The organism is Paenibacillus typhae, from assembly GCF_900099765.1.
GTDB classification, from domain to species: domain Bacteria; phylum Bacillota; class Bacilli; order Paenibacillales; family Paenibacillaceae; genus Paenibacillus_AQ; species Paenibacillus_AQ typhae.
Genome location: NZ_FNDX01000004.1, coordinates 216990 through 236220 on the forward strand (window position 1 = coordinate 216990; position 19231 = coordinate 236220).

General features: G+C 54.3%; 16 protein-coding genes. 8 read left to right on the top strand and 8 right to left on the bottom strand.

Annotation, left to right across the window (positions count from 1 at the left end; genetic code table 11):
* The first annotated feature begins 354 nt into the window (after window positions 1-354).
* Together BLR64_RS05650 and BLR64_RS05655 are read left to right on the top strand one after the other, a co-directional pair.
* A complete protein-coding gene (locus BLR64_RS05650) occupies window positions 355-567 on the top strand; it encodes a hypothetical protein (RefSeq protein WP_090713038.1) in 213 nt (70 codons plus the stop codon).
* Window positions 568-1378: 811 nt separating this feature from the next.
* Window positions 1379-1930, top strand: a complete 552-nt coding sequence (locus tag BLR64_RS05655) for a hypothetical protein (protein ID WP_090713041.1) — start codon at window positions 1379-1381, stop codon at window positions 1928-1930.
* Window positions 1931-2030: 100 nt separating this feature from the next.
* Here BLR64_RS05655 and BLR64_RS05660 read toward each other — a convergent pair whose 3' ends face one another.
* The gene (locus BLR64_RS05660) at window positions 2031-3107 is read right to left on the bottom strand and encodes an LCP family protein (protein WP_090713044.1); all 1077 of its coding nucleotides are present in this window, start codon (window positions 3105-3107) and stop codon (window positions 2031-2033) included.
* A 150-nt stretch (window positions 3108-3257) separates the two neighbouring features.
* On the opposite strand from BLR64_RS05660, the gene BLR64_RS05665 reads away from it, so the two are divergent.
* Window positions 3258-4241: a bile acid:sodium symporter family protein gene (locus BLR64_RS05665; protein ID WP_090713046.1), complete on the top strand. Its 984-nt coding sequence runs from the start codon at window positions 3258-3260 to the stop codon at window positions 4239-4241.
* Window positions 4242-4301: 60 nt separating this feature from the next.
* On the opposite strand, the gene BLR64_RS05670 is transcribed toward BLR64_RS05665, so the two are convergent.
* The gene (locus tag BLR64_RS05670; RefSeq protein ID WP_090713048.1) at window positions 4302-5057 is read right to left on the bottom strand and encodes a YheC/YheD family protein; all 756 of its coding nucleotides are present in this window, start codon (window positions 5055-5057) and stop codon (window positions 4302-4304) included.
* A gap of 211 nt (window positions 5058-5268) precedes the next feature.
* Between BLR64_RS05670 and BLR64_RS05675 the strand changes: the two genes are divergently transcribed.
* Together BLR64_RS05675 and BLR64_RS05680 are read left to right on the top strand one after the other, a co-directional pair.
* Window positions 5269-6084, top strand: a complete 816-nt coding sequence (locus BLR64_RS05675; RefSeq protein ID WP_208607137.1) for a DUF6492 family protein — start codon at window positions 5269-5271, stop codon at window positions 6082-6084.
* Between the two features lie 12 nt (window positions 6085-6096).
* Complete coding sequence (locus tag BLR64_RS05680) at window positions 6097-7419, top strand: sugar phosphate nucleotidyltransferase (protein ID WP_090713052.1); 1323 nt, start codon at window positions 6097-6099, stop codon at window positions 7417-7419.
* A 22-nt stretch (window positions 7420-7441) separates the two neighbouring features.
* On the opposite strand, the gene BLR64_RS05685 is transcribed toward BLR64_RS05680, so the two are convergent.
* Together BLR64_RS05685 and BLR64_RS30215 are read right to left on the bottom strand one after the other, a co-directional pair.
* Window positions 7442-9430, bottom strand: a complete 1989-nt coding sequence (locus BLR64_RS05685) for a Na+/H+ antiporter (protein ID WP_090713054.1) — start codon at window positions 9428-9430, stop codon at window positions 7442-7444.
* 435 nt (window positions 9431-9865) lie between these two features.
* Entirely contained in the window at window positions 9866-10036 is a 171-nt protein-coding gene (locus tag BLR64_RS30215; RefSeq protein WP_167360607.1) for a hypothetical protein, read from the bottom strand.
* A gap of 277 nt (window positions 10037-10313) precedes the next feature.
* On the opposite strand from BLR64_RS30215, the gene BLR64_RS05690 reads away from it, so the two are divergent.
* The 3 genes from BLR64_RS05690 (at window position 10314) to BLR64_RS05700 (ending at window position 12901) form a co-directional block, all read left to right on the top strand.
* Entirely contained in the window at window positions 10314-11264 is a 951-nt protein-coding gene (locus BLR64_RS05690; RefSeq protein ID WP_090713056.1) for a helix-turn-helix transcriptional regulator, read from the top strand.
* Window positions 11265-11349: 85 nt separating this feature from the next.
* The gene (locus BLR64_RS05695) at window positions 11350-11718 is read left to right on the top strand and encodes a VOC family protein (RefSeq protein WP_090713058.1); all 369 of its coding nucleotides are present in this window, start codon (window positions 11350-11352) and stop codon (window positions 11716-11718) included.
* Window positions 11719-12040: 322 nt separating this feature from the next.
* The gene (locus BLR64_RS05700) at window positions 12041-12901 is read left to right on the top strand and encodes a P-loop NTPase family protein (RefSeq protein WP_090713060.1); all 861 of its coding nucleotides are present in this window, start codon (window positions 12041-12043) and stop codon (window positions 12899-12901) included.
* A gap of 153 nt (window positions 12902-13054) precedes the next feature.
* Here the strand turns inward: BLR64_RS05700 and BLR64_RS05705 are convergent, their stop codons facing one another.
* The 4 genes from BLR64_RS05705 to BLR64_RS05720 are packed head-to-tail and all read right to left on the bottom strand — an operon-like array spanning window position 13055 to window position 19136.
* A complete protein-coding gene (locus tag BLR64_RS05705; protein WP_090713062.1) occupies window positions 13055-14944 on the bottom strand; it encodes a DUF2264 domain-containing protein in 1890 nt (629 codons plus the stop codon).
* An 11-nt stretch (window positions 14945-14955) separates the two neighbouring features.
* On the bottom strand, window positions 14956-16092 hold the full coding sequence (locus BLR64_RS05710; RefSeq protein WP_090713064.1) for a glycoside hydrolase family 88 protein: 1137 nt from the start codon (window positions 16090-16092) through the stop codon (window positions 14956-14958).
* Window positions 16093-16130: 38 nt separating this feature from the next.
* On the bottom strand, window positions 16131-17945 hold the full coding sequence (locus BLR64_RS05715; protein ID WP_090713066.1) for a heparinase II/III family protein: 1815 nt from the start codon (window positions 17943-17945) through the stop codon (window positions 16131-16133).
* A gap of 45 nt (window positions 17946-17990) precedes the next feature.
* Window positions 17991-19136 carry a DUF2264 domain-containing protein gene (locus BLR64_RS05720; RefSeq protein WP_090713068.1) on the bottom strand — a complete coding sequence of 382 codons (1146 nt, stop codon included), beginning with the start codon at window positions 19134-19136 and terminating at the stop codon, window positions 17991-17993.
* Window positions 19137-19231 lie beyond the last annotated feature (95 nt).

Here is a 19231-nt window from a genome sequence, read left to right on the forward strand (position 1 = left end):
AGACCCTCCCTGATTCTGAAAAAAGCGTACAAAAGGAATTCACGGCCGCTGAATAAAAAAGCCTCTCATTCCAGTATGCCAAATATTCCATATTATTGTGCGAAGCATTAAACTTAGAGCGTTTACATTCCTTGCTGAAACCGGTACCCCCGGGTTAGGCCTTTACCCTTGAATACCCTTACACGAATATGATAACAAACGGCGCCAACGTAAAGTATCGTCAGTTCTTAATGAATTCACTTACCAAACTTAAGATTTTGTAAAGCGGTTGCAGACGGGTCGGGTACATTTGATAGGGATAGGGTAGACGGGTGATCGCGTATAGGGCCGAGGTGCTTGTGGAGAGCGGTAACGGTGGATGGACAGGCTGGGGCGTGGCGTAAGGATAGTCTGGAGCGTGGAGAGTGTGTGGCTGTGGTGGGCGTAGAAAGCGGTATTAGTGTGAGCAGTCTGGAGCGCGGAGATTGTGAGGTTGAGGTGGGCGTGGAAGGCGGTATTAGTGTGAGCAGTCTGAGGCTTGGAGAGTGTGTGGCTGTGGTGGGCGTGGAAAGCGGTATTAGTGCGTGAACAGTCTGAGGCTTGGAGAGTGTGTGGATGTGGTGGGCGTGGAAGGCGGTATTAGTGTGAACAGTCTGAGGCTGGAGAGTGTGTGGGCGTGGAAGGCGGTATTAGTGTGAGCAGTCTGGAGCGCGGAGATTGTGAGGTTGAGGTGTGCGTGGAGGGCGTTTGTTGTAGCGTCTGCAAAATATGGTAACGCAACTAAAATACTCACCTGCAGCGCTGAACTCATGTAAGGGCAGGACTTGGCTGAAATTTCGGCTGATCTAAACACAACATTGGGTTGGCAAGTTAGGTAATATTACTACCAGCGTTCCAGCTAACGGACTCAGATGCACTTATTTGCAGCAAAAGGCGTGTTTCTGCAGGCTAACGGACACCAGTGACCTTATTTCCCATCTTTCCGCGTAAAAAGTACTTTTAAGCTGGAAATAAAGTCATTACGGTCCGTTAGCCTGAATGAACAGGCCGATTTCCATAAATAACGGCTCTGGTGTCCGTTAGAAAAAGTGAAGGTTACTTAGGGGCGCGGGGGGGTACGGGGTTACGGGGTTACGGGGTTACGGGGTTACGGGGTTACGGGGTTACGGGGTTACGGGGTTACGGGTTACGGGTTACGGGTTACGGGTTACGGGTTACGGGTTACGGGTTACGGGTTACGGGGTTACGGCACTTGCAGCAGAGTACGGCACTTGCGAGGTTAAAGTATTCACGTTGTCCGCAGCGTATGCGCTGTTTAAGCCTGCTTCAAACAGTCTTTCCCGCCTGCAACCTTTCCCCTCCAGCAGCCGTCAGATATGTATCACGGAGGTGAATAGATATGCTCAGAGCAGCCCTGCTTGCTCTTTTAATAATGCTTTTTTTACCTGCCGGCAGCTCCCTTGCCTTATCGTGTGCCCAATTGCCGACGGTTGAACAAGCATATGATCATTACGACGGCATCGTGATCGGTCATGTCGATAAAATGTCTCCAAGCGATGACGGCACCTCAAATGAGCTCCATATCACAGTTAAGCGAAGCTTCAAAACAATAACGGAACGTTCGCTCATCCTGAAGGAAAACATCACCTGGGGTGCACTTAACGGCCCGAGCGAGACGGGAAAAGACTACCTGTTCTATCTCAAGCAGACGGACGGGGAGTGGGAAAACCCGTTATGCTCGCCTTCTGCTGTAATCAGCAATACTTCTGCCGGTCCGGAGTATTTGCAGAATAAAGAGATTGCACTGCTGCCTGCCCCACAGCCGCCCGCAGAGGATAACAGCTCCCTGGCAGACAATACCCCTATTGATGCCTGGACCATCGGAGGCTTAGTGGTGATAGGTATATTCACGGTTGTAACAATAGTCTGGCACCGCCGGAAGAGGGGTTAGAAGCCGCATTTTAATCTGTATTTAAAAAAGAGGGAGCTGCTCTCCGCTTTATGGAGAATAGCTCCCTTATCTTGGTTTCCTCTTAAGAAAAGCACTATTGTTAAAGTCCAAAATCATGAAGCAGCCGGCTGTTATCCAGTGCAGGCAGACCGAGCGGGCTGCGCAGCTTCTCCAGCTTCTCCAGCAAATCCTCTTCATTCGCGTAGACATACGGGCTCTTCCATTCCGATTCCAGCGTGATCAGCTCACTGGTTGCAGGCTTCATCGTCTTGTAATTCATAATCCAGCTAACCAGCTGGTCCTTATCAATATCTGTGCGGATATTATCGCCAAGAATATCAATAATCTCGCCCCACTTGGTAATGCCGCTTACCGAATCCAGCTTGTCCAGGATCAGATTCAGCACCTCCTGCTGCCGTTCATTGCGGGAGAAATCGGAGGACTCTGCCGTACCGCGGTTCGATTTGCGGTAGCGGACGAAATCAAGCACCTCTTTGCCGTTTAGATGCTGCATCCCTTTTTTGAGATTAATATTGGTGCCGTCCGCATTATCCACATACCGCATATCCATCGGCACATCAATATCCAACCCGCCCAGCTCATCAACAATGCTGCTGAAGGCCGCAAAATTCACCAGGATCATGTGATCAATGTCCATCTGCAGCAGGCTGCCGTAGAACTCTCTCGTCTTCTGCAAATCCTCGCCTTTGTTGTGGGCATAATAATAGGCATAATAATAGTTCGCCTTATGCGTGCCAAGATCACTGCTGGTGAGCTTCATGTCCCGGGGAATAGATAAGATGGACAGACGTCTGGTGGCAGGCTCATAGACAACCGGCATAATGACATCCGTATTCATCGTCCCGCCGCTGCCGCTTCTGTTATCGACCCCAGCCAGCAGGAACGTAAGCGGCTTGTTCTTCTCTTCTTCGGCAGCAGCAGCATCTGCAGCAGCCGAAGCCTCCGGAACAGGTGATACAGGCCCGGCCGTTTCACTCGGGGCTGTGCCCGAAGCGGAAATCCGGTCCAAGGCCCGCTCTGCCTTGAAATACAGTGTTCCGGCATATACAGCACCGGCAATCAGGCATGTACCCAGTATTGCAGTCGTGGTGATCAGCGCATTGCGTTTGCGAGCTTTGCCGAGCTGCGCTTTCCTTCTCTTGCTCCGTTGCTCCATTCCCTTCCTCCTGCTTGCTATGTATTAACTGTTATAAGTTGTAAACTAGTATACCATAGGCCGGCAGAGGTCCTCAAAAGCATAGCGTCACATGCACCATCCGGCAAAAGGTGTATAATAGTGGGAACCTACTAAAAAGGATGTCCTGACATGCTTCTCAAACTGAACCGTGTGCTTAACCGGATGATGCCCTTGATTACCCCGCTGAGTGTTCTTACCGGTGTGCTCTGCGGCAGTTCGCTTACCCCTTATACTTACTTGTCTCCCTGGCTGTTCGCCTTTATGACATTTGCAGGAAGCATCAGCCTTGGCGTCAGAGATTTTGTGAACGTTATCAAAAAACCGCTGCCCTTGTTCGTCTGTCTGTTTATCCTGCATATTACGATGCCGCTGGTCGCTTTCGGACTCGGAAATCTGCTGTATTATACCGATCAGTTCACCATAACCGGCCTGGTGCTGGCAGCGGTCATCCCGACCGGGGTCAGCAGCTTTATATGGGTGAGCATCTATAAGGGCAATACCGCCCTTACGCTGTCTATTATTTTGATTGATACCCTTCTAGCGCCTTTTGTCGTCCCGGGAGTGTTGTCCGTGCTGATCGGAACGAATGTGGAGCTGGATACATGGGCGATGATGGGCAGCCTGTTCTGGATGATTGTTGTCCCTTCACTGCTTGGAATGATCCTTAATGAATGGAGCAAGGGAGCGGTCGCACCGGTATGGAGCCCGCGGCTGAATCCCTTCTCCAAAGTGTTCATGGCTGTTGTCATTATGATTAACGGCTCGGTTATCTCGCCGTATCTGGCCGACATCGACCTCAAGCTGGTTGGTCTGGCGGCCGTAATCGTGCTCATGGCCTCCACCGGCTATGTTCTCTGCTTCCTGACTGCAAAGGTTCTGCGCTGGAATGAGGCGGATGAGGTGGCACTGATCTTTAACGGCGGGATGCGTAACATCAGCGCCGGTGCCGTGCTTGCCGTATCTTATTTCCCTGCTCCGGTTGCTGTCCCCGTTGTCCTTGGCATGGTATTCCAGCAGCTGCTTGCTTCACTCGCCGGGGTGATCCTCGGCCGGCGTTCCAGAGGCCGAGAACGCCTGAAGTTTGCATCATCGCGCTCCCCGCACGGAGGATAGCCGCATACAAAAAGAGCTCAGCGGAAGAAATCCCGCTGAGCTCTTTTGCCGTCCGGACGATTATATTTTCAGCTGAAACCGGCGGTACCGCATTACTTTTTTATACATGGCCTTATCCTTGAGCTGATTGAAAATGTAAGGGTCGGGCCGCATGTTCACTTCAATAATCCATGGAGTCAGCGACCGGTCCAGCCCGACATCTACGCCGATCTGCTTGATTTTGGGATAGGTCTTTTGCATGTGGGCCGCTATGCGCACACCAAGCGTATTCAGCTCCTCTGTCAGCTGTGCCAGCCGGGAGGCAGACAGATGGGTATGGAGCAACGTTTCAATTGCCGTCGGCTTGCCGCCGCTGTGGTAATTGGTAACGATTTTGCGCGGGTGTCCCAGCCGTCCGATGATGCCGGTAGCTTCCCAGGCTCCTTTGGGGCTTACCTGCACCATCACCCGGATGTCAAAGCGGCGGCTGTTGTGCTTGAGCAGATGAATCCCTTTTTGGATCAGATATCTTTTGCGGCCTGTTTTCTTCGCCAGACTTTTATAAAAAGCATCAAACGTATCAAACCGGCGGACTGTCTCCTCATACTGGTAGATAAAGCCCTGCCGTTCTCCCCGTTCAGCGCGGATCACCCCGTTCCCGTAGGTTCCCCTCTCCGGCTTCACGTAAATCATTCCATAGCTGTAAATCATCTGCTCCAGATTGCGTCTGGTAAATTTCCGGGTGTCCGGAATGTAGCGTCTGACAGTACCGCTCTGCAGCAGCAGTTTGGTCTTAATCCATTTACTCTGTAGGTGATCAGCCTTGGTTGCCTTCACATTTGCACTCTCCTGTCCGGGAGAGACGGTTAACCTCCCCCTGAATTACATCACAGTGCATCCTATGCCGCAGCATCAGCAGCTGAATAAACCATCTGTCCCGTGACTGGGAGAATATCTTTACAGTATATTTGGCCCGGTCATATTCTGCCTGCCAAGAATAGTCTAGTGCAGACGCTAAGATGTCAATTTACGTACGGAGATGAACCGAATGTCAGCATTTTCCTCAGGGAGCGCTGTTAGCGGCCCCGCTATCGACGTCCTGATTCCGGCCATTGACAAGGATCTGGGTACCCTTCCCTTTGTTATCGACAGCCTCCGCCGCCATGTGCGCCATCCAATCAGTCACATCTACGTCGTCTCACCGGCCAGCAGCAGAATCAGAGATCTGTGTGCACGCAAAAATTGTATTTTTGTCGATGAAGCCACCGTCCTGCCGTTCACCAAACAAGACATCCATTACTCCTCCACCCGCTGGAACCGCTCCGGCTGGCTGTATCAGCAATTGCTGAAAATGAATGGAGACCGCATCTGCCGGGAGCCCTTTTTTCTCGTAATTGATGCAGATACTGTGCTGATCCGCCCCCACCGCTTCCGCTCAGCAGGGAAAACCGTTTTTTATTGCCGGGACTGGAGCCAGCCGGAATATTTCCGGACCTACCGGAAGCTGCTAGGGAGCGCTGCCCCTTCCCCCAGGTCCTTTGTGACCCATTATATGCTGTTTGAAAAACAGAAGCTGGCCGCTTTGAAAAAAATGATTGCACGTCGGCATGGGCTGCCCTGGCATGCGGCCATCATCCGCAGCATCAACAAGAAAAGACAATTTGGCTTCTCCGAATATGAAACGTACGCCAACTATGTATACAGCCGTAGCCGCACTTCTGTGCTGCTGAGAAACGCAAATAACAAATCGCTGCACAGTCCGGCAGCCAGCCTGAACGAGAAGCAAATCCGCAAACTGGCCCGTACCTACCGCTCCCTGTCTTTTCATCAGCGCAAGGGATATTCCATTCCCGGCAAGCATTAAGGAGGTTTATCCATGCAGCATACCATTCTGCTCTGCGGCGGTTCCGGGCAGCGGCTGTGGCCGCTGTCCGGTGTCATCCGCTCCAAAATGTTCCTGAATCTGCTCCCCGCACCGGATGGCGGAACCGAATCCATGATCGGCCGGGTATGCCGCCAGCTCGGCCGGGCGGGACTTGGTGAATCTGTCTTATTTGTAACGCATAAGGATCAGGCGGCCCTTGTCCGGCGCTACACCGGGAATCGCTATCCGGTCATCGGGGAGCCGCATAAACGCGGCACCTTTACTGCCGCAGCCCTGGGCGTGCTTCATTTGTATACGACAGGGACAGCAAAGCCGGAGGACACGGTCTGCGTGGCTCCGGCTGATATGTTCGCGGATGATGTTTTTTTTCAATTATTCCACCGGTTCACAGAGGTCCTGGCTGCTTCCGGGTCCGAGCTTGCCTTACTCGGGACAAGGCCTGCCCATCCTTCCGACCAGTACGGCTATATAATCCCCGGGGAGGAAGCATCCGGCGGCTATGCTAAGGTTATCTCCTTTGAAGAAAAGCCCGGCCGCGCCCGGGCGGAGGAACTGCTGCAGGCATCTGCGCTCTGGAACTGCGGGGTATTCGCCTTTCGGCCCAGCTTCATGCTGTCACAACTGGAACGCATGGGACTGCCTGCCGAATTGGCAGCTTTTACAGACAGCTATCCCGGCCTGCCGGTGCTCAGCTTTGACAAGGAAATTGCTGAACGCAGCAGCAAGGCCGTTGTGCTCCGGCATGAGGGGGAATGGCGCGATCTCGGAAGCTGGGCGGTCCTGAGTGAGGAGCTGCAGCAGCCGGTAACCGGCGCAGGCGGAATCTGGGGAGAATCCACGGATTCCGTAATCATCAACGAGTTGAACATTCCGCTGCATGTGATTGGCGTGCCCGGCATCGTCGCTGCAGCAAGCCCCGAGGGCATTCTGGTTGCCGGCAAGCATGAAGCGAATGCGGTCAAAGAAATTGTGCAGCAGAACGCGGCCGGGCCGAGATACGGGGAATGCAGCTGGGGAAGCTACACCATACTGGACCGTGCGGCAAGCGGTCCGGAGCGGACAGTGACGATTAAACTGGGCATTCTGGAGGGCAGGGAGCTGCCTGTAATATCCTGCAGCAATTCCCGTAAACACTGGATTATCCTATCGGGGCATGGGGAAATTACGCATAACGGGATCAGCACTGCGGTGCATCCAGGGGATTGTTTAGCCATTACCCTTGCAGAGCAGCATGGGATCAAGGCCTGCACCGCAATGGAGCTGATTGAAATCCGGACCTCTGATGGGGATGATGAGGACTCCATTTATACCTGAAGTGCCGGGTCCGGTATTGCCGTCAGACAGTCTCTTCGCGCAGATCATGCTCCATGAACAGAATGTCCCGCTTCATTTCCTTCATCCCCTGGCGGGATATTCTGCCGGCCTCGAACATGGCCTGCAGGCTGTCACGCTCCAGCTGAATGCCGATCCGCGCCTGCTCCAGAATGGACTCGTCATACTCCTCACGGCTGACGGAATAGGCTTCGCCCCGCGTCAGCCTCAGCAGCAGCCGTTCATATTGCAGAATAAACGAGCTGACTTCATCCAGATCCGGCCCGCCCTCCGCGAGCAGCCCGTTCAGCTGCTGGAGTACAAAAGTCACATTCCGGATTCGCAGCCGGCTGAGCTCGGCGCGTCTTTGCGGCCTGCTGAGCCGCGCCTGCTGCAGAATGCCGACCATTTCATCCCAATGCTTAACGGGAAAGAGCTCCCTTTTGTAACGGGCTTCACGCGTATGCATGAACAGCAGCCGGTTAATCCGGTTCAGGTACCGGTAGCCGGTGTAAGGGTCAACCTCCTTGCGCTCCACCGCCAATAGCGTGCTCTCCCGCTCCCACTTCATGACTGACAGACCCAGAGCACGCTGCACCTCATACTTGCGGTCATCCTTTCGGAGCATGCGGATTCTAGAGGTATAGGCATTGATAATCTGGACCGAGGCGAGCCGGTTCTGCTCGGTGGACAACTCGTTTAACCCGGTGACTACACTCTGCAAAATTTCGATTTTGGCCTGCGTCTCTTCTTCCTGCGCTGCTTCCGCCTCTGTCCCGAGCAGCAGCGGCAGCAGATAATTGGACGCCAGCAGCGTCCACAGGATCACTCCGGACGCCAGGAAAATAATCAAATCCCTGGATGGAAAAGCCGAGCCGTCATCCAGGAAAAATGGCAGCGACAATGTACTCGCGAGTGTAATGGTGCCCCGGACTCCGGACAGCGCGAGAATAAGTGCTGTTCTGAATCTGCTTTTACGCGGACTGTGCTCTGCTCCGCCGTCTCCTGGCACCTTCATCAGCAGCACCCAGATCAGCCGCAGGCCGAGGACGGCCAATGTCAGCAGCAGGGTGTACAGGATTACCCGTACATTGCCGATTTCCGGGCTGTTCCAGATTGTCTGTATAATTTCCGGCAGCTGTGTGCCGAGCAGCAGGAACACCAGGCCGTTCAGCACAAAGATGATGACCGACCAGGTGCTTTTGGAAACTACACGCAGCTTGGCGACTTCGGGATTCATCTTTTTATAGCTGACAGAATGAGCAATCCCCGCAGCCACTACAGCCAGAATGCCGTTGACCCTCAGCTCCTCCGCTGCCATAAAGATCAGAAAAGGGGTCAGGATTTCAATCAGCATATGGAGAGTAACGTTCTCCATCCCCAGCCTGCGCAGCCATTTGACGATGCCATATTTGATCAAGGTAAGCAGCAGGCCCAGCACGATACCGCCAAGTGATATAGCCAGGAAGCTGAGACTCGCAGACCGGAAGGAGAACATTCCCGTAACCATCGCAGCCGCCGCAAACTGGAAAGAGACCAGGCCGGAGGCATCATTGATGAGCGATTCCCCTTCGAGAATCTGCATCGTTCGGTGCGGAATCTTCACCTTCTGCTCCAGCGCCCCGACCGCAACCGCATCGGTCGGCGCCAAGGCCGCCGCCAGGGCAAAGGCCGCCGCCAGCGGAATAACCGGCAGCAGCCAGTTCACGAAATAACCGACGATGCCGACCGTAACGAAGACAAGCCCAAGCGCCAGCAGAAGGATCGGCTTCCGCAGGCTCCAGAGCGCCTCCTTATCGGCCTGGCGCCCGTCATTGAACAGCAGCGGAGCGATGAACAGCAGCAGGAACAGCTCCGGATTGAGCGTTAATTCAAAATGCAGAGGGAGCAGCGTGAGCCCCACCCCCAGCGCAATCTGGATAATCGGCACTGAGACCGACGGCATAAACCGGTTCACCAGATTGGACACGGCCAGCGCCGCCAGCATCAGCAATATGTATTCAAATAACTCCAAAGGACCTCTACCTCCATTTCTTCATTCAGGCTTAGTGTAAACAAACAATGCAAACGGAATGTAAACGGGCCGTTTATTATTTTATCGGCGTGACTGCCATCAGACTAAGTGGATTTTCGCCATCTAATTCTCAATCATACCCACTTAATACTAGATTAGTTGGAAAAAGCACACTTAAAAATACCATTTTCGTCCTTGGTGAGCTATATTAGCAGAAATAAGCTGCATTTTTCCAACTAAATCCTGCGAGGCGGCAAATTTATTCGATTTAAGTGTCAAAAATCCAATTAGTTTTTGTGACAAAACTGTCCTAAACCAAAGAATAACTCCTCTCCAGCATTTGTCGTCAGACAAATGCTGATGAGGAGTCCATATGCGGTACTGCAGCTGGTCTTTTCTGCAAAATTACGGTAGGCTGATGGAACCTGACTACTGTTACAGTGGCTGCTTAGGCGGAATCTCCGGTGGGACCGGGGGCGGAATCTCCGGCTGCTCACGCGGGATGACCTCAGGCGGAATATCGGCCGGCTTTGGCTCCGGTATGCGCTCAGGGTCGACCTCGGGAACAACCTTAGGGGGAAGCTCGGGCGGCAAATCCTTATACATGGCTTCACACCTCCTTCCTTCCTGATACCCCTTAATACCCGGCACGGCTTTTTTCAAACGTTATCCCGGCAGGAGCAGCAAGCCGTTACTCCAGTATAGGATCCCGGACCGGATCTGGCTCCAACGCTCCTTCTAACTTATCCATGCTAACTTATCCATGGAGCTACTGACATCAAGTTGTCAGTAGAGTTCTATTATAATTTAGATATAAGGATACCTAAGCTGATATTAACTAAACCATTGTGTGGTGAATTCTAACAAGGGAGTGCAGCTTCAATTGAATAAAACAGAGCGTCTTTTAGCGATTGTAATGGAATTACAGCGAAGCAGATTGCGGACAGCTGATGAATTAGCGGAGGTTCTGGGGGTCAGCGCAAGAACGATTTACCGGGATATGCAGGCTTTGAGTGAAGCCGGTGTTCCCGTCGTTGGTGAGACAGGGTCGGGATATTCTTTAATGGAGGGCTATTTTCTTCCTCCCGTCAGTTTCACAGTAGAAGAGGCAGTGTCCCTTCTTCTTGGCGCTGAATTTATAGAAAAGCGTTTTGATCCCGCTTTCCGCAACAGTGCCCGTTCTTCCCGCAGAAAAATAGAAGCCATTCTTTCAGGGCCCGTCCGCGAGGAGACAAACCGCATCCAAGGGAGCATCCGTCTGCTCCAAAAAGATGAAATGGACATCATGATCCGGGAAAAAGTAAACCTGGGAATCATTCGTAAAGCCATGCAGGAGGGCAAAAAAATTCGTTTCACCTATCACAAGCGGGTTGCTGAAGCTGATGGGAGCAGGGTAACTGAGCGAACGGCATCGCCATTCGGATTGGCACATGATGAGCAAAATGGCTGGCTCTTGCTTGCTTCCTGCGACCTGCGGGAGGATATCCGCCATTTTCGGGTTACACGAATCAATGACCTTACCGTGACTGATGATTCCTTTCAGCTTCCCGATAACTTCAACCTTCAATCCTATCGGCCGAAGGATACGCGCGGCATACGGGTCTGTGCCATTTTCAATTTAGAGGTCGCCGATAAAGTTGATGAAGCGAACAACTATTATATGGAGACTGCCGAAGCTAAAGAGGATGGTTACCATGTCACTTTCCGGGTCCGTCAACCGGAAGAGCTGCTGGGTTGGGTTCTTGGGTGGGGTGCAGATGTGGTAGTCACAGAGCCTGAATCCTTCAAAAGCCGGATAAAAGAAGAAATCAAAAAAATGAAAGAACGCTACTGACATACTGTTGGCAACAGGGGGTTTGTATAATCAGGACATACCAAATGAAAGTGAATTAACAAACCCATACACAAAGGAGATTATTATGTCAGCTATTGGACCCGATTTCATCTCACTTCAGGTGAGCGATCTTGAAGCCTCTGCGGAATTCTATCAAAATTATCTCGGACTGGTCCGCTCACAGGCGGGACCGCCCCATGCCGTGGTCTTTGACACAAAGCCGATTGCATTTGCCCTGCGTGACCTGTTGCCAGGCACAGCACTAGGTTCCGGGAACCAACCCGGACTTGGTGTCGCCCTGTGGCTGCAAGCCCCTGACACGCAGGAAATTCACGACATGCTTGTTGCAGCAGGTGTAAAGATTATATCCTCCCCCATTGATGGACCCTTCGGTAGAACCTTTACATTTGCCGACCCGGACGGGTACTTCATCACGCTTCACAGTAAAGCCTGACACGCACACGTAAACGGCTCTATACGTGATTGTGTTCGGCCCGGTCTGATGGTAAGCTGATTAACAGAGATGTATACAAAGGAGCTTTCGCCGATCATGTGGATTACTCTGTAACGATTAACGATGCACAAGCCTGCCCGATAACAGCTTTATTCGCTGTTCTATTCGGCTTGCCTGCATGTAATCTTACAGGATATGCACGGAAGGCGCGCTCTAGATCCCTTCTGCGGATACCTGACGGTATCCGCTTTATTGTTGCGGAAAACAGCATCTCAGGCACTCCTCTGCAAGCGTATCCTCTATCCCGAATGGAGGAAATGATATGACAACTATTCCAAAGCTGATTCTGATTGAAGGCCTTCCCGGATCAGGGAAAACAACGGCCGCAGGACTTGTTCATGAGCTGCTTGCGGCAATGGACATTGACGCCAGACTATACACCGAAGGAAATCTGGAGCATCCTGCAGATTATGACGGGGTTGCCTGTTTTGAGGAGCATGAATTTGCAGAGCTGCTGTGCAGCTATGATGAATACAGAGATTTCTTGAATGAACATATCATCCGTCAGGATGGCCGCTGCTTTCTGGAATACCGTAAACTGCAGCAGGAGTACGGGCCGGAGTTTCCGGATGAGCTGCTGCAGGCTATTTTTCAAAAAGATATTTATGAGCTTCCGCTCGAGGACAACAGAAAGCTTATCACCGAGAGGTGGAGGAAGTTCACTGCAAATGCTGCGGCAGGTCAGGACACATTCATCTTTGACTGCTGCTTCATCCAAAATCCCGTAACGGCGGGAATGATTAAATATGGTGCGGACAAGGAGACTGTCGCTGGCTACGTAACGGAGCTCGCTGCCATTATAGAACCGCTCAATCCGCTGCTAATCTACATCACACAGCATGATCTTGACCACTCATTTAAAAAAGCTGTGCGGGAACGCCCTGCCGAATGGTCTCAGGGATTCATCGAGTATTACACGAACCAGGGATACGGCGCGCAGCACCAGTACTCAGGCTTAGAAGGTACTTTACAGGTGCTTAAAGCACGCCAAGAACTGGAAGCTGACATTTACAGCAGCCTGACCATCGCCAAGCATAAGGCGGATAATTCCGCTTTTGACAATGAGGGGTATAAGCAGGTGATCGCAGGGATTCTAGAATCCTATTTTAAAAAGGCAGACTAGACGTTGAAGCTGTCAAATCAGCTGTTGCATTAACTTACCAGCATTCCGAAGCAGGAGCAGCAGCCACGGTTGAGAAGCAACAAGTCCCCTATGTCATTGAAATGACATAGGGGACTTGTTTTTTTGGGAAACTCTGAAACAGGGGTTCCGTTTCTAATCCGTTGAAAGGGTAACCTGGCTGCCGCCGGACGTGAGCACTTTAACAGACTGCTGATCAATGGCTACATTAAGCAGAATTTCCGGCTGCTGCTCCAGAATACCGGCTGCCTGGCGGCTCCAGCTATCCTTCGCGGGATTCCCGGCCGGATCGCCATAGACCGCAGATACCAGCCAGTGCACCCCCGGCTCAAGTGACGCCGTTAGGGTAGGCAGCACGGTCCGCGGCCGGAGCAGATTCGTGTTGGCGTTTGGCATGACCAGCTCTGCTTTGCCTTTGGCGTTGGCGAATCCGAGCAGTCCTTTAATCGCTGTAGCTCCCCAGGCCGTACATGCAGCTGCGCCTGTGGGGCTGATAAACTGCCCGCGCTCTGCTTCCTGGCCGAGGGCAAACCCGCCTTCCGCAATGTCCAGCGCCCGTCCCGCTGCAATCCGGTGCACCCGGATGTGCCACGGAAGACCGGCGATAATCCAGGTGCGGACCTCAACATCGGACCATGGCATCCATACGGAATGAAGCACATTGTCCGTGATCTCCGATTTCAGGTTCCGCCTTCTCACCCGGTACAGATTATCCCCGCTCTCGCTCAAGGCAAGCATCGAATCAAAGGCTCCCTGGGACAGTCCCCATTCCGCACGGGGCACGCTGAAGCCGAAGCCGGTCGAGTACACGAATTTCTCGTACTTGGCCGAGGTATGGGTATGCTCATTGGTGTACAAATGCCCGCTGTTGAAGGCGGCCACATGACCGGCCTCACGCACCATTAAGAGATGCGCCGGCTGCTGGACGGACACCGCCGGAAGCTCCGGCAGCGGCAGCTCGTCAGCCTTCCAGAACGGATGCTCCTCATCCAGCGCCAGCGGCAGGAAGGTCTTCAGCGCCCAGTACGGCGATCCGGGTGCATTGTAATTCTCCGCCATCACCAGGTTAGGATAGGTGTAGCCGATCGTCAGCAAGCCGTCCCGGTCAAAAATCTCCCGGCTGAACCACCAGCGCAGGTTGCGCAGCACCAGCCCCTTAACCACCCCTGCCGGGTAGCCTCCCTCTACCTCTGCATAAGCATATGCGCTCCAGAAGGCCGATTGGGCAAAACGGTATGCCAGACTGCGGCCGTATGGCAGCGCGGAGCCGTCCGGGGCGAACCAGCTGATGAACGCCGGGGCGAACAGTCTTGCTCTTTCCTTGAACAGCGCTGAACGCTCCGGGTCCTCCTGCTCCATCAGCTTCGCATACAGCAGCCCGTAATAATGGATAGCAAACGGCACATAGTAATCGCTGTGCCCGTTGACCCCGTCGCTGTACCAGCCTTCATCCAGATAGAACGCGTCCATCCGCTGCAGGTTCGTCTCCAGCTGCCCTGCGTCATAGGCAAGCCTGAGCTTTTTGAAGCCGGCATTGACCAGCACATTGAAAAACAGCCAGTTGCAGTCATAGCAGGGATGGGCGTTGATCTGATTGAGCCAGCTGTACAGCCGGCTTTGCTCCTCGGGAGCAAGCGGCGTCCAGATCTGCTCCGGAACCGCTGCCAGAGCGAAGCCGAAGACAGCCATCTCTACGAGCCGCTGGTCGTAATCAGCCACATCGCCCCAGTATTCATCATGTGCAGGATCGGTGCCATGGCGGATGCCATCCAGCACGGTATCCAGAAGCGGGCTGCTTCCGCCGCCCATCAGGAGCGGCACCAGCCCCCACAACACCCGTGAAAAGCCCTCCATCTCCGCTACGGCTGACGGATAGCTGGCCCCTGTCTTTCCGGCTCTGAGCCGGGCCCCGCCCGGACTATACAGCGGTCGGAGAGGAGCGGTAAGCTGCTCAAGGGCCAGCGCCATATCCTGGCGGGTTACAAGCGGATTATTCTGAATTGCAGCTTTCTGCTCGCTATTCATCCCGTTCCCCCCTATTCCCAGTAGAAGGGGCCGGCTTCCTTCACCCGGGCCAGCGCCTCTACGTAGAAGAAGTCACCATAAATGAGCGGGACATCGATGTTCCCGTTCTCCGGGTAGTTGCCTGTGCCGTGCAGCAGCAATCCCTGCTCCTCTGCATTGTCCCAGGTGCCGTAGTTGCTGTAAAGGGATTCCAGTATTTTAAGCGCGGCATTCCGGTACACATGCGATTCCGCAGCCGTTACCTGCCCGGCCAGCAGCAGCATCCCGCTCGCTGCACACGAACCGGCAGAGGTATCGCGGAGGTCTCCGGTTACGCCCGCTGTCCGGAAGTCCCAATGCGGAACATGATCCTCCGGCAGCCGGGTGATGAAGAAATTCGCCACCTGCTGGGCAGCGTGCAGATAACGCTCATAGCCGGTGTGATGGTAAGCCAGCGACAGGCCGTAGATCGCCCAGGCTGTGCCGCGCGACCAGGCCGATTCCGGCGCATAGCCCTGGCCGCCGCGTTTTTCGGCAACCTCGCCGGTATGCGGATTAAAGTCAACAATATGATAGACCGAGCCGTCCGGCCGGATGAAATGCTCAAGTACGGTATCCATATGCGCTTCCGCGATATGTCTGTAGCGCGGATCACCACTCGTCCCGGACGCCCAGAACAGCAGGCTCATGTTCATGCAGCAGTCGATGATGGCAACGCCGCTGTTGTCTTCACCTTCACGCCACGGATTCCAGGCCCGGATATAGCGGCCTTTCAGATTGAAGCGCGCCGCCAGATAATTGGCTGCCTTCAACGCCCGGGTACGCGAGACCTCTGAACCGGTCAGCTTGAAGTTCGCCACACTGGTCAATATCCACATGAAGCCCAGATCATGATCCAGTCTCAGGTAGCCGTCAAGCACCTCATCCAGCCGCTGCTCACATTCCACGGCAACCGCCTTCAGGCTCTCGTCACCGCCCCCGGCATAGAGCTGCCAGAGCATGCCCGGCCAGAAGCCGGCTGTCCACCAGTGGGGTGCCGCCAGATCGTATTTTCCGCCGTGGCTGGCATGGGGAAACTCAGAGCCGATGCTCCTGCTGTTGATAACGGTCTTCTCCAGCGCCTTGGTCCAGGCCTCTTCCACCCATGTATGCTGTGCTTTCATATTCATTATTAGTTCCCGCCTTCGCTTGATTGGTTGTGTTTCTTCTATATAAACTGAAAGGTAAACGCATAGCTGCCTTCGCTGCCCGGCCGGACAGGCTGAAAGTCCAGACTGTGCCACACCTGCTCCTGCCCGAAATGATCGCGGTATACATGCTCATTAATCTGCAGTTCTACCGCAGCCGGATCATACGTTACCTTTACTCCGCCGCCGTCCTGTCCCGGCAGCAGCACCGCACCGGAGGATAGCACCTCCGGCTGTCTCCATGTAATGAAGCGTTCTGTCCAGCCCTCCGGAACCCCCGCATAGCGGTATTTGTCAATTAGCTCCAAACGCGGCAGTTCTTCCTTGTGCCAGACTAGGGTGCGGGTGAATGACTGCAAATCTTCCGCCTCATAGGCGGCTGTCAGGTCCAGCGTCAGCTCATCTGCAGCCTCGTCCGTTGCCGCGTGCAGTACAGCGGCACTGAACGCCCGGCCGGCCTGCTGATACCGGCCGTTAATGACCGGCACCGAATGGCCCTGAGAGCCGTTGCAGTCATATTCGTAACGGCCGGCGCCGAAGTAGCCGGCCGTGTATTCCCCGCTGCCCAGATCGGCAGCGTACACCTCACCGCGGCCGGTCAGAATGAACTGGCCGAGGTCGTTATGGTTATGCGGCTCGTTGTTATGGCCGCCTTTGGCTGCGAAGCCAAAGGTGCCGGCCGCCGAGACATGCCGCGACAGCAGCCAGGCTGCATCGGGAAGGTAGGCACTGGCTGCCGGCCAGTCCTGCCGCCCGGTACCGGGCTGCTTCCAGATCAGATTGCGCAGCGCCGGAGCGAACCGGCTGCAATGATCCTCGGGATAAGGAGCCCGCAGCTCAGCCGGAGGGCATTCAACATCTCCGGGATATACGCCGGCGAGGTAATGGGACAACCCCATATGCACATGTACCCGGGGCAATGAATCGGAAAAATTGGCGGTAAGGCTGCCGTCAATGAAGCACTGCTGCTGGAAGCGGGCGATCCGCTGCACCTTGGGCACCTTGAACCAGTCGAGGCTTCCCCTGCTGCGGGTGCGGAGCAGATCACTGTAGTAAGTGAAATAGCCGAACCCGTAATTCCAGTAGCCCAGCCCTTCCAGGCAGGCACCGTCGTCCCCGAAGCCTTCCAGATAACAATGCATGCTGCTTTCTGTCTTCTGCAGAATCTCCGCAAGAACCTGCGGATCTTCCACAGAGAGCAGCGCGGCGGCACCGATGGAGCCGGCGCAGACCGCTGCCCAGTTGTGCCGGGCAGTCTCCCATTCATAGGGTCCCTGCTCCAGGAAAGGCCGGAACAGCCGGTCTTCCGTTTCCTGTCTGATCCGCAGCCGGAGCTCCAGCGGAAGCCGTTCCCCAAGCAGCAGTGAAATTTCACTCACCGTAAAGCCGGTCTCGGCCGAGAAAAGGTCGATATAGCGGTTAATCTCCGCCGCTTCATGACCGCCGGGAACGTGGGCCGGCAGGCACCAGGTGTATTCGCTGCATACAGCCATGAGCATTTCCTCCGCATATTGCAGATGCTGTGCATTGTCCGGCTCCAGCAGTGCCAGGAATACATAAGTGTTAAGCCTTCTTCTCCGTTCAAAATACACCCGCTCATATTCAAGGCGTGAGCCGGTACGTGCAAAAACCGAGAACAGCTCCGGGGTCAACTCCGGAACCGGCTGGCCAGCCAGCCTTTCTCCTTCTGCCCGGATCTCTGCTATATCCTGCTGCAGATGCCCGGCCGAGGCCGCCGATCTCCAGAGGGCGTCCGGGCTACCATTCCGAACATAAAGACTCATACTAACAGGCTGCAGCTCCTGTACCCTTTTCAAAAAAGATTGCTCCGTCATCTTCCGTCCTCCTATCGCAACCGTCACCCTGTACGCCGGGCTGTCTTATTTACCTATTGCCTGATCCCTCATTACATTCTCACCGGCGGCAATCCGCGCCGAGGTCCATTTCATATCATCCTCCGCCCAGAAGGGATCGGAGGGCAGCAGGCCGAGCGGCAGAAATACAGAGGCGCATAGATAGAGGCTGCCTGTATTAATGTAGCTTTCGGCAAGATCCGGCTGATAGCCGTACACTCCCGGCCGCAGCCAGCCTTGTTCGTCCAAATTTCCCGGGAAATCCATCGTCCGTCTGATAACAGCCGTCAGAGCGCAGCGTACCTGCTGCTGCGGCAGCGCGTCCTCCAGGAAATGCTGCAGCGCCGCCTGCGACAGCAACTGAAAAGCGCCAAAGCGGTACACAATCGACCGCCCGGTGAACGGATAGGTTCCGTCCGGGGCAATCATCTTTTCCAGCACGGTGGCATACCTCCGGGCCCGCTCCATAATGACCGGCTTCAGCGCCGCATACTGTGCGGAGTCCTGCTCAAACACTGCAACTACATCCGCCAGCATCGGCTGAATGACAAAGCTGTTATAGTAATCCCAGTGGAAGTCCTTGCCGTCCCCGTAGACGCCGTCGCCCTTGTACCAGTCCATGAACATGTGCACGGCATAGCCTACACGCATCCGGTCATATTCCGGATCGCCCAGAATGAACAGGGCCGCTTCTACCATGGCACTGAACAGAATCCAGTTGCTGCCGCTGGGCGCGGTCCGCCGGGTTTCTTTTAACGCGGTAGTTACATTCGACTTGACCCGGCTGTCGAGCCGTCCGGCGAGCTGTTTGGGTGCCCGTACCAGTGCATGGGCCAGAAAAGCGGCATCCACCAGCGGCTGGCCTTCGGTCTTGAAATTCATATAATCCGGGGAGGCCGGATCGGTACCGGCATCTATCGCTTCCAGCATCAGACCGGCATAACGGGCTCTAAGCTGCTCCTCTTCACCCTCCAGCCCCTCAAGCTCCAGCCATGGGGCCATCCCGCAGGCCAGCCGGGCAAAAGCCTCCAGATGGGCAAACGTGCTCCGGTCGGCGTGAAATTCCGTAGGCAGCTCTTCTTTTAAACGTCTGCGGCTCAAGGCATCGAGTACCGGATGGCCGATCAGCAGCAAGGTATCCAGCCAATATTTGCGCTGCTCCGTAGTATTCATGTAAGCGTTCTTCCTTTCATTTGCACAATCTACCTTTATAGTTTACTGTTGAGTTATTGCAATGTCTTTGCGATTAATGAGGTTTTATTGCGTTT